Annotated in this window: 10 protein-coding genes and 1 pseudogene; 10 read left to right on the top strand and 1 reads right to left on the bottom strand. The window is 65.3% G+C overall.

The genetic code is table 11. From position 1 onward, the window contains the following. The 3 genes and pseudogenes from ACESY8_RS13610 to ACESY8_RS13600 form a co-directional block, all read left to right on the top strand. Positions 1–246, top strand: a pseudogene (locus tag ACESY8_RS13610) (DNA repair protein RecO); the annotation flags it as partial. A gap of 2 nt (positions 247–248) precedes the next feature. Beyond that, positions 249–1,109, top strand: a complete 861-nt coding sequence (locus ACESY8_RS13605; protein ID WP_035299447.1) for a PhzF family phenazine biosynthesis protein — start codon at positions 249–251, stop codon at positions 1,107–1,109. Positions 1,110–1,111: 2 nt separating this feature from the next. Then, positions 1,112–1,513: a DUF3795 domain-containing protein gene (locus tag ACESY8_RS13600; protein WP_154250406.1), complete on the top strand. Its 402-nt coding sequence runs from the start codon at positions 1,112–1,114 to the stop codon at positions 1,511–1,513. On the opposite strand, the gene ACESY8_RS13595 is transcribed toward ACESY8_RS13600, so the two are convergent. Beyond that, a complete protein-coding gene (locus ACESY8_RS13595; RefSeq protein WP_024725054.1) occupies positions 1,510–2,076 on the bottom strand; it encodes a hypothetical protein in 567 nt (188 codons plus the stop codon). The two genes, ACESY8_RS13600 and ACESY8_RS13595, sit on opposite strands and share 4 nt — an antisense overlap. A gap of 116 nt (positions 2,077–2,192) precedes the next feature. Between ACESY8_RS13595 and ACESY8_RS13590 the strand changes: the two genes are divergently transcribed. From ACESY8_RS13590 to ACESY8_RS13560, 7 genes are all read left to right on the top strand, one after another. Beyond that, complete coding sequence (locus ACESY8_RS13590; RefSeq protein ID WP_009257528.1) at positions 2,193–4,562, top strand: endonuclease MutS2; 2,370 nt, start codon at positions 2,193–2,195, stop codon at positions 4,560–4,562. A gap of 473 nt (positions 4,563–5,035) precedes the next feature. Beyond that, the gene (locus tag ACESY8_RS13585; RefSeq protein WP_007495691.1) at positions 5,036–5,299 is read left to right on the top strand and encodes an HPr family phosphocarrier protein; all 264 of its coding nucleotides are present in this window, start codon (positions 5,036–5,038) and stop codon (positions 5,297–5,299) included. Between the two features lie 67 nt (positions 5,300–5,366). Beyond that, a complete protein-coding gene (locus tag ACESY8_RS13580; protein ID WP_009257529.1) occupies positions 5,367–6,191 on the top strand; it encodes a VanW family protein in 825 nt (274 codons plus the stop codon). 560 nt (positions 6,192–6,751) lie between these two features. Continuing rightward, complete coding sequence (uvrC, locus tag ACESY8_RS13575; protein ID WP_009257530.1) at positions 6,752–8,596, top strand: excinuclease ABC subunit UvrC; 1,845 nt, start codon at positions 6,752–6,754, stop codon at positions 8,594–8,596. Next, positions 8,587–9,132, top strand: coding sequence for a 16S rRNA (guanine(966)-N(2))-methyltransferase RsmD (rsmD, locus tag ACESY8_RS13570; RefSeq protein WP_009257531.1), 546 nt, complete (start codon positions 8,587–8,589; stop codon positions 9,130–9,132). The genes uvrC and rsmD overlap by 10 nt, the downstream gene beginning before the upstream one ends. 34 nt (positions 9,133–9,166) lie before the next feature. After that, the gene (gene coaD / locus ACESY8_RS13565) at positions 9,167–9,664 is read left to right on the top strand and encodes a pantetheine-phosphate adenylyltransferase (protein WP_007495705.1); all 498 of its coding nucleotides are present in this window, start codon (positions 9,167–9,169) and stop codon (positions 9,662–9,664) included. Beyond that, positions 9,664–10,167 carry a hypothetical protein gene (locus tag ACESY8_RS13560; protein ID WP_007495707.1) on the top strand — a complete coding sequence of 168 codons (504 nt, stop codon included), beginning with the start codon at positions 9,664–9,666 and terminating at the stop codon, positions 10,165–10,167. Before coaD ends, ACESY8_RS13560 begins: the two co-directional genes overlap by 1 nt. Positions 10,168–10,384 lie beyond the last annotated feature (217 nt).

Raw genomic sequence — 10,384 nt, 5'->3', positions numbered from 1 at the left:
AACGAGGGGGGGCTCGGCTGCGCCGCCGGCCGGGCGGAGGCGGGGGAGGGGGCCGCCATCCCCCTGGAGGGGGGAGCCCTGGCGGCCATGCGCCACATCGTCTACGGCGATCCCAAGCGCCTGTTCTCCTTCCGGCTGGAGGGGGCGGACCTGTCCTGCCTGTCCCACGTCTGCCAGCGATTTCTGACCACGCAGCTTGACCGGGGCTTTCGTACCCTGGATTTTTATCAACAATGGGGGAATTGAATATGGAACTGTTTGTAGCGGACGCCTTTACCACCCGGCGCTTCTCCGGCAATCAGGCCGGCGTGGCCCTGCTGGGGGAGGCGGATTTCCCGGAGGAGGGGTTCATGCGGGCCCTGGCCGGGGAGCTGAAGCACTCGGAGACCGCCTTTGTCCGCCGGACGGGGGAGGGCTCCTTCCACATCCGCTATTTCACCCCCGCGGAGGAGGTGGACCTCTGCGGCCACGCCACCATCGCCTCCTTCACCGTCCTGCGGGAGAGGAGGGCCATCGGGCCGGGGACGTATGCCCTGCACACCCGCTCCGGAGACCTGTCCATCCAGGTGGGCGCGGACGCGGTGTGGATGGACATGGCGCCCCCCGCCGACGGCCGGAGCTTTTCGGAGGAGGAGCAGGCGGAGCTGTACGCCGCCTACGGCCTGTCCCTGGCCGACCGGCCGGAGGGCCTGGAGGCCCAGGCGGTGAGCACCGGCCTGCTGGACATCCTGCTGCCCGTCCGGGATCTGGCCGCCCTGGAGCGGGCGGAGCAGAACGAGGGGGAGGTCACCCGCCTGTCGGAGCGCTACGGCGTGGTGGGGGTGCACATGTTCTGCCCCAGCACCCCCGACGCCGCGGCCCACTGCCGCAACTTCGCCCCCCTGTACGCCATCCCGGAGGAGGCGGCCACCGGCACCTCCAACGGGGCGCTGACCTACTATCTGTACCGCCGGGGGCTGACGGCCGCCGGGGCGGAGAACCGCTTTGTCCAGGGGGAGAAGATGGGCAAGCCCTCGGAGATCCTCAGCCGTCTCACGGACGGGGGCGACGGCGTCAAGGTTCAGGTGGGCGGCCGGGCGGTGCTCGCCCTGCGGTGTGAGCTGCTGTGATCATGCCAGACGCCATTCCGCCGGAGCTGCTGGCCCCCTGCGGAATGAACTGCCAGGTGTGCTACCGGCACCTGACTCCCCGGCGGGCCTGCCTCGGGTGCAGGGGCGGCGCGTCGAACAAGCCGCCCCACTGCCGGGACTGCGCCCTGAAAGCTTGCGCGGCGGAGCGGGGCGTGGCATTTTGCGCCGCCTGTTCCCGGTTTCCATGCAAGTCTATGGCGGCGCTGGAAAAGACCTATCAAAAGCGTTGGGGGATCAGCCTGGCGGAGACTGGACGCCGGGCCGCCGCGGGAGAGGCGGAGGCCCTTCTGGCCGGGCAGCGGAGGCGGTGGCTCTGCACCTGCGGCGGGGTGATCTCCCTCCACGATGGAGTCTGCTCAGAGTGCGGGCGGCCCGTGGACTAGGAGATATGAAACTGCCGGATGATCCCCACACTCATGTACTCGCCCATCTCGCAGGCGAGCTGGTCCAGCAGCAGGTAGGACGCGCTGATGGCGTGGTAATTGCCCAGCAGATCCTGGTCGGCGGCATCGCAGAGCAGGGTGGTATTGTGGATAAACATGCTGCTCCATAAACTGGCGTCCCAGTGGGGGTTGAGCGCGGACAGCCGGGCGGCGGTGAGCCGGTTGAGGTCCAGCCACTGGCAGCGGATGCGCTCAGCCTGGCTGCGCTGCCGCGCGTCCAGCGCGTCCAGATAAGCGGCGTAGTAGCGGTAGAGCGGAGAGCCTGCCGCTGCGGTGCCGGTGATGAGCTGGATGCCGTAGTAGCGCTCCATGATCTGGTCGTACTGGGCGGGCTGGGCCTGCAGCTCCCGATAGATGCTGTCCACGTTTTCCGCGTGGAACAGCCGGCTCTGCATATACATGAGGGCCCAGAAGGTGCTCCCCCGCCACGCATTGATACAGGTATTGAGTAATATGAGCTGATGCTCGGAGAACGTATATAAGTCAAGCCGTTTCTGTTCCATAAGATCCCTCCTGCCCATAGGGTATGCGCCTGGGGGGCTTCGGGTGCGCGAATCTTTGGGCACAGGCGCGGCGCTCCGCGGAACAACGCGGCAATCAAACAGCAAGGAAACGAGTTATGACCGATTTATTTGAAAAATCCATTCAGATTCTGGAACTGCCCAAGGTGCTTGAGCGCCTGGCCGGCCAGGCTGTGACCCAGGAGGGCAAGGAGCGCTGCCTGGCGCTGCGGCCCATGACCGACCCGGACGATGTCCAGCGGGCGCTGGATGAGACCAGCGCCGCTGTGGACATGAGCGCCCTGCGGGGCAGCCCCTCCTTCTCCGGCGTCAAGCCGGTGGCGGCCTCCCTCCAGCGGGCCCACATGGGGGGCGCGCTCAACACCCGGGAGCTGCTGGACATCGCGGCGGTGCTGCGGGCGGCCCGCTCCGCCAGGGAGTACGGTGAGGGGGACGAGCGGAAAAAGACCTGCATCGACCACCTGTTTCGCTCCCTGACCGCCAACCGCTTTCTGGAGGACAAGATCACCGGCTCCATCGTGGGAGAGGACGAGATCGCCGACGCCGCCAGCCCCGAGCTGGCTTCCATCCGGCGGCATATCCGGGCCACCGCCTCCAAGGTGCGGGACATCCTCAACAAGCTCCTCTCCTCCAACCAGGCAAAATATCTCCAGGAGGCCATCATCACCCAGCGCAACGACCGCTTCGTGGTGCCCGTCAAGTCGGAGCACAAGAACGACGTGCCCGGCCTGGTGCACGACGTGTCCTCCTCCGGGGCCACCTTCTTCATAGAGCCCATGGGGGTGGTGAAGGCCAACAACGAACTCAAGGAGCTCCAGGCCAGGGAGGAGAAGGAGATTGAGCGCATCCTTGCGGAGCTGTCCGCCGAGTGCGCACAGTTCAAGGACGATATCACTCAGGACTACGATCTGCTCATCCTTCTGGATGTGATCTTCGCCCGGGCCAAGCTGGCCTACCGGATGCGGGCCTGCGCCCCCAGAATCGTGGAGCGCGGCCTGTACCTGCGGAAGGCCCGCCACCCCCTGCTGGATCCGGACAGGGCGGTGGCCAACGACCTGATGCTGGGGGAGGACTTCGACACCCTGGTAATCACCGGCCCCAATACCGGCGGAAAGACGGTGACCATCAAGACCATCGGCCTGCTCACCCTCATGGCCCAGTGCGGCCTGCATATCCCCGTCTCCGACGACAGCCGGGTAAAGGTGTTCCGCCGGGTGCTGGCCGACGTGGGCGACGAGCAGTCCATCGCCCAGAGTTTGTCCACATTTTCCTCCCACATGGTGAACATTGTGGGCATTCTCGGGGAGGCGGACGACGAGACGCTGATCCTCTTTGACGAGCTGGGGGCGGGCACCGACCCCATCGAGGGCGCGGCCCTGGCCGCCGCCATCATCGAGAGCGCCCGGGAGATGGGGGCCCTGGTGGCCGCCACCACCCACTACGCCGAGCTGAAGGTGTACGCCATGACCACGCCGGGGGTAGAGAACGCCTCCTGCGAGTTCAACGTGGACTCCCTGGCCCCCACCTACCGCCTGCTCATCGGCATCCCCGGCAAGTCCAACGCCTTTGCCATCTCGGAGCGGCTGGGCCTGCCCAAGTCCATCATCCAGAAGGCCGCCGCCCGCATTGACGCGGAGAACGTGCGCTTCGAGGACGTGCTCACCCAACTGGACGAGCAGCGCCAGGAGATGGAGCGGGAGAAGGAGGCCGCCGCCCGGCTCCGGCGGGAGATGGAGGAGACGGCCAAGGCCTCCCGGGAGTACAAGGCCAAGATGGAGGCCGAGCGGGCCAAGGCGGTGGAGAAGGCCCAGGCGGAGGCCCGGGCCATTCTGGACGAGGCCAGGGACACCGCCGACCAGGTATTCAAGGAGCTCAACGACATGCGCCGCCGCCAGCGGAAAGAGGAAGACTGGCAGCGGGTCAACGACGAGCGGGCCGCCCTGCGCCGCAGCCTCAACGAGGCGGAGGGGAAGCTGGGGGCCCGGCCGGAGGAGCCGGCCCCGCCTCCCACCCGGCCAGCCCGGGCGGGCGACACGGTGGAGCTGGTGAAGATGGGCACCCAGGCCACCGTCCTGTCGGTCAACAAGGACGGCTCCCTCCAGCTCCAGGCGGGGATTCTGAAGATCACCGCCAGGCAGGAGGAGGTGCGCGTGGTAGAGGGGGAGACCCAGCAGTCCGCCAAGAAGGTGGTGGCCCGGGCGGAGCACAAGCTGCGCACCCTGGGGGCCTCGCCAGAGGTGGATCTCCGGGGTATGATGACCGATGAGGCCATCGGCGCATTGGATCTCTTCCTGGACAACGCGGTGCTGGGCAAGCTCAACGAGGTGCGTATCATCCACGGCAAGGGCACCGGCGCGGTGCGCAAGGCAGTGCGGGAGCACCTCAAGCGCAGCCGCTACGTCAAGTCCTTCCGCCCCGGCCGCTACGGCGAAGGCGAGGATGGTGTGACCATCGCCGAGCTTCGGTAGAGCAGCCCCCGTCCCCCGCGGGAGCGCGTGGGGGGCCTCCGGGGGGAATCGATTCCCCCCGGAAGGCGCGGCTTTGGAGCGAAGCGACAGGCTTTCCGCAGAAAGCCTCCGCGCCGTGAGGATGGCGTGACCATCGCCGAGCTTCGGTAGAGCAGCCCCCGTCCCCCGCGGGAGCGCGTGGGGGGCCTTCGGGGGGAATCGCTTCCCCACGGAAGGCGCGGCTTTGGAGCGAAGCGACAGGCTTTCCGCAGAAAGCCTCCGCGCCGTGAGGACGGCGTAACGAGCGCCAGGCTGCGGCAGGCGGAATGTCTGCCATCTGCGGACATTCGTGCCCCAGAGGGGAAGGAGTAAACTGGTTCGTCAATCAAACCAGTTTCTTCAACTTAATTTGTGTATTTTGTCATTGACGGTTTGGGATAAATTTGATATTCTATAGTACGAAGTATGCGAATGCATCTTGGGGGGAAAACGCTATGTATATGAAAGAGGCAGTCGTGAACAACCAGGTCGGCCTGCATGCGAGACCGGCCACGTTTTTCATCCAGAAAGCCAACGAGTTCAAGAGCTCCATTTGGGTGGAGAAGGACGAGCGCAGAGTGAACGCCAAGAGCCTGCTGGGTGTGCTCTCTCTGGGCATTGTCAAGGGGACTTCCATCAACCTCATTGCAGACGGCCCCGACGAGAAAGAAGCGGTGGAGGCTCTGATTGAGCTGATCTCCTCCAACTTCTCCGAGTAAGCGAACGAGCGAGAGAAAAAAGCGCCGCGTCTGCGGCGCTTTTTTTGATAGACGGGAGGTGTGGCTTGTGAAGGCGGAGATGACTCCGGAGCCCATCCGGCGGAGCGCCCTGCGCCTGCGGCTGGGCGGGCTGGCCCTGTGCTGGCGCCGCCGCCTGCTGTGGCATACCGGCGGCCTGCGGTTTGCCCGGCCCCGGCCGGAGGTGGAGTGCCCCTATCTGCGGGCGGAGCACGCCACGCCCCTGCTGCGCAGGCTGCGGGGGGAGGACATGGCCCTCCAGCGCAGCAAGGTGACCAACCTGCGCTTGGCGGCGGCCCGTCTGGACGGCCTGACCCTGCGGCCGGGGGAGACCCTCTCCTTCTGGCGGGCCGTAGGCAAGCCCACCCGGCGGAGGGGCTATGTGGAGGGGATGATTCTGCGCAACGGCAGGGTAGCCTCCGGCGTGGGGGGCGGCCTGTGCCAGATGACCAACCTGCTCTACTGGATGACCCTCCACACCCCCCTCACCGTCACCGAGCGGTGGCGGCACGGCTACGACGTGTTTCCCGACTCCAACCGCACCCAGCCCTTTGGCAGCGGGGCCACCTGCTTCTACAACTACATGGATCTCATGGTGCGCAACGACACCCCCGACACCTGGCGGCTGGTGCTCCAGGTGACGGACACCCATCTGGAGGGGGAGTGGCGGGCCGACGGCCCCCAGACCTGCCGGTACGAGGTCTATGAGAAGGAGCACGAGATCCGGGGGGAGTACTGGGGCGGCTTCACCCGGCACAACACCCTGTTCCGCCGGGTGCTGGGTATGGACGGCGCGGAGCTGGGGGAAGAATTCATCACGGAGAACCACGCCATCATGATGTATAATCCCATGCTGGAGGAGACTGCCCCGTAGGGGCGGCCTTTATGACCGCCCGCCCTGCGGGAGAGATATGCCCGCCGGTACGGCATAAGAAGGGCGGAAAACGCAAAGCCTGTCCGGTAGGGGCGCACGGTGTGCGCCTGCCGGTGCCAGCCCGGTGGAAGGGGGCGGCGGGCCGATGTGGGCATCGGCCCCTACGGTGCCCCTCCTTCGATAGACGCAAAGAAAAGCCCATGCCCATTCTCCCAAACGCACGAGGGGCGTTTGGGGCTCCTAGGGGACGCCGCTGCGCCCAGCGGCAGGGTATGAGAAATCTGGCGGAAAGGAGGACGCGGGGCGATGTGGGCATCGGCCCCTACGAGTCATGACCTTTGACGAATTAAAAGAAAAAGCCCATGCCCATTCCCCAAACGAACGGGTTCGTTTGGGGCCCCCGGAGGATGATTTGACATCCTCGGCGGGAGTGAATCCCGCCTGCGGCGAGGTTTGGCCTGCGGCCAAACGCTCGGACGGCGCGAAGCCCCGGGACGCTGCCGCGTCCAGCGGCAGGGCATGAGAGACCCAGGCAGAGAGGAGGGCATACTGCCCCGATTATGACTTTCGACGAACTCAAGGAAAAAGCGCATGCCCTGCCGCTGAAGCCGGGCGTGTATATCATGCAGGACGCCAAAAACGAGGTCATCTACGTGGGCAAGGCCAAGGCGCTGAAGAACCGGGTGAGCCAGTACTTCGCCAACCTAGCCTCCCACACGGAGAAGACCCGGGCCATGGTGAGCCAGATTGACCACTTCGACGTGATTGTGGCCGACTCGGAGTTTGAGGCGCTGATTCTGGAGAACTCCCTCATCAAGCGCCACCAGCCCCACTACAACATCCTGCTCAAGGACGACAAGGGCTACCCCTACATCCGCCTGACGGTGAAGGAGCCCTACCCCCGCTTCTCCCTGGCCAACCGGGCGGCGGAGGACGGGGCGCGGTACTTCGGCCCCTACGGCAGCCGGGGGAGCACCCAGAATATCATCGACGCCCTGCGCGTCGCCCTGAAGCTGCCCTCGTGCAGCCGGAAGTTCCCCCGAGACATCGGAAAGGAGCGGCCCTGCCTGAATTACCACATGGGCCAGTGTGACGGCTACTGCCGGAAGGAGATGGATCAGACCCGCTACCGGGAGGCCATCGACCAGGCGGTGCGCCTGCTGGAGGGGCAGTTCAAGGAGGTGGGGGAGGAGCTGTTGGCCGAGATGGAGCAGGCGGCGGAGGAGCTGCGCTTCGAGAAGGCCGCCGAGCTGCGGGACCGCTTCAAGGCCATCGAGCTGCTGGGCAAGCGGCAGAAGGTGGTGGCGGGCTCCCTGGCGGACACCGACGTGGTGGGCTTCCACAAGGGGGAGGCCACCCGGAGCTGCTTTGTGGTGCTCCACTATGTGGAGGGCGAGCTGGCGGCCAAGGACTGGGAGCTCATCGAGACACCCATGGAGGAGGACAGGGCGGACATCCTCTCCGCCCTGGTGGGGCAGTACTACGGCGGCCGGGGCCGCCTGCCCCGGCAGATCCTCCTGCCCTGCGAGCTGGAGGACGCGGTGCCCCTGATGCGCCTTTTGTCCGAGCAGGCGGGGCACAGGGTGGAGCTGGTCACCCCCCAGCGGGGGGCCAAGATGGATCTCATCCGCCTGGCCAACAAAAACGCGGTGGAGGAGGTGGAGCGCTGGACCACCCGGGAGGAGCGGCAGAGCAAGCTGATGGAGCTGCTGGGCCGGATGCTGGATCTGGACGCGCCCCCCCGGCGCATCGAGTCCTACGACATCTCCAACCAGGGCGCCGACGACATCGTGGCCTCCATGGTGGTGTACGTCAACGCAAAGCCCCTCAAGCGGGACTATCGCCGCTTCAAGCTGAAGGACATGGACGGCCCCGACGACTATGCCTCCATGGAGCAGGTGCTGACGCGGCGCTTCCAGCGCTATCTCGACGGGGACGAGAAGTTTTCCGACAAGCCAGACCTGCTCCTCATCGACGGCGGCGTCAACCACGCCAATGTGGCGGTGCGGGTGCTGGAGAGCCTGGGCCTGCGTATTCCCATCTTCGGCATGGTGAAGGACGACCGCCACCGCACCCGCGCCCTGGTCACCCCCGAGGGAAAGGAGATCGGCATCCAGGGAAACCAGGCCATCTTCTCCCTCATCGGCCAGATCCAGGAGGAGACCCACCGCTTTGCCATCGAGTTCCACCGCCAGCAGCAGAACCAGCGGGTGCGCGGCTCGGTGCTCGACCAGATCCCCGGCGTGGGGGAGAAGCGGCGGGCTGAGCTGCTCAAGGCGTTTAAGAGCATCAAAAATATCAAATCGGCCACCCTGGCGGAGCTGGAGGATGCAGTGCCCAAAAACACCGCCCGGGCGGTCTATGACTTTTTCCATCAGAAAGGGGAGGAACCATCATGCGAGTGATTACCGGAACGGCCCGGGGGATGCGGCTCAAAGAGCTGCCCGGGCTGGAGACCCGGCCCACCACCGACAAGGTGAAGGAGTCGGTCTTCAACATCGTGCAGTTTGACGTAGAGGGCCGGCGAGTGCTGGATCTCTTCGGCGGTACTGGCCAGATGGGCATCGAGGCCCTGTCCCGGGGCGCGGCGTCCTGCACCTTTGTGGACGTGCGGAAGGAGGCCGCCGCGGTCATCCGGGCCAACCTGGCCCACACCAAGCTAGAGGAGCAGGGGAAGGTGGTGCAGGGGGACTACCTGGCCTTCCTCACCGGCTGCCGGGAGAAATTCGACCTGGTGTTCCTGGACCCGCCCTACGGCGCCGGGATGCTGGAAAAGGCCCTGGAGGCCATCGCCAAGATTGACATTATGACGGAAAATGGTATAATAGTCTGCGAAAGTGCGGCGGAGAGCGCCCTTCCGGAGCTGGCCGCCCCCTATGCCAAGGGGCGGGATTACCGCTACGGCAAGATCAAGATCACGCTGTACCACCGTGCGGTCTGACGGGCTGTGCGACAGTTAAGGATGTGAAGCCCACATGAAGACCGCCATCTATCCCGGCAGCTTCGACCCCATCACTCTGGGACACCTGAACATCATCAAGCGGGCCGCCGTGTGCTTTGACAAGCTGATCGTGTGCGTCATGGTCAACTCGGAGAAGGTCAACCGGGGACTGTTTACCCCGGAGGAGCGGGTGGAGCTTATCCGCCGGGTGGTGGCCAAGCTGCCCAACGTGGAGGCGGATTGTTCCTCCACCCTCATCGCCGAGTACGCCCGCCAGAAGCGGGCCTGCACTCTGGTGAAGGGCCTGCGGGCGGTGTCCGACTACGAGAACGAGCTGCAGATGGCGCTCATCAACCGCAAGCTGAATCCCCGGCTGGAGACCATGTTCCTGCCCTCCAGCGCAAAATACACCTATGTGAGCTCCAGCATGGTCAAAGAGATGGCCCGCTATGGGGCGGAGCTCTCTGACTTTGTACCCCGGGAGATCATCGGGGACGTACAACGAAAAATGGACAGCAGGAGGGATGGCTGATGGCCACCGGCGTGGAAGAATTACTGGATATGCTCTTTGAGATGATCGACGAGGCCAAGAGCATGCCCCTGAGCAGTGACAAGTGTATTCTGGAACGGGACAAGGCCCTGGATCTGCTGGACGAGATCCGGGCTCAGTTCCCCATGGAGCTGGCCGAGGCCAAGAAGCTCATCGCTGCCCGGACGGAGTATATCGCCTCCGCCAAGCGGGAGGGGGAGCTCATCCGCAAGCAGGCGGAGGAGAAGGCACGCCAGATGGTGTCGGAGGACGAGCTGCTGGCCCAGACCAAACAGAAGGCAAACGAGCTGATGCGCACTGCGGAGGAGCGCAGCCGCGATCTGCGGAAGGCAGCCAACGACTACTGCGAGGATGCCCTGCGCCGCACCGAGGAGGCGGTGGCCGAGGCCTACGACGAGATCAAGAAGTCGCGGGCCCGGTTCCGCGCCTTGGCAGGAGGCGGCGCCCCGGCTGGCCGCCAGCCCTACGACGTGGAGGCGGAATAAAACCAAACACCAAACAGAGAGCCCGCCGGCGGAACTTCCGCCGGCGGGCTTTGAGATGATCGATAAACCTTCCTGCCGAAGGCTTCGGAGGGAGGAATAGTGTGAAAGGGAACCGTCAGGGTTCCCTTTCGCGTTCGATCAAACGCCTTTTTGAACCTTTTTCGAGGGTTCAAAAAGGCTCTCTGCCTGTCGAGAACTTTTCGACAGGCAGAGAGGC

Source organism: Clostridium sp. ATCC BAA-442, from assembly GCF_964239415.1.
Taxonomy (GTDB): domain Bacteria; phylum Bacillota; class Clostridia; order Oscillospirales; family Oscillospiraceae; genus Flavonifractor; species Flavonifractor plautii.
This window is presented reverse-complemented; position numbering and strand designations above follow the sequence as displayed.

What these genes read in the sequence shown, in the direction of transcription:
- ACESY8_RS13605 (WP_035299447.1), top strand. Translation starts at nt 249, where the DNA reads ATGGAACTGTTTGTAGCGGACGCCTTTACCACCCGGCGCTTCTCCGGC.
- ACESY8_RS13600 (WP_154250406.1), top strand. Translation starts at nt 1,112, where the DNA reads ATGCCAGACGCCATTCCGCCGGAGCTGCTGGCCCCCTGCGGAATGAAC.
- ACESY8_RS13595 (WP_024725054.1), bottom strand. Translation starts at nt 2,076, where the DNA reads ATGGAACAGAAACGGCTTGACTTATATACGTTCTCCGAGCATCAGCTC.
- ACESY8_RS13590 (WP_009257528.1), top strand. Translation starts at nt 2,193, where the DNA reads ATGACCGATTTATTTGAAAAATCCATTCAGATTCTGGAACTGCCCAAG.
- ACESY8_RS13585 (WP_007495691.1), top strand. Translation starts at nt 5,036, where the DNA reads ATGTATATGAAAGAGGCAGTCGTGAACAACCAGGTCGGCCTGCATGCG.
- uvrC (WP_009257530.1), top strand. Translation starts at nt 6,752, where the DNA reads ATGACTTTCGACGAACTCAAGGAAAAAGCGCATGCCCTGCCGCTGAAG.
- rsmD (WP_009257531.1), top strand. Translation starts at nt 8,587, where the DNA reads ATGCGAGTGATTACCGGAACGGCCCGGGGGATGCGGCTCAAAGAGCTG.
- coaD (WP_007495705.1), top strand. Translation starts at nt 9,167, where the DNA reads ATGAAGACCGCCATCTATCCCGGCAGCTTCGACCCCATCACTCTGGGA.
- ACESY8_RS13560 (WP_007495707.1), top strand. Translation starts at nt 9,664, where the DNA reads ATGGCCACCGGCGTGGAAGAATTACTGGATATGCTCTTTGAGATGATC.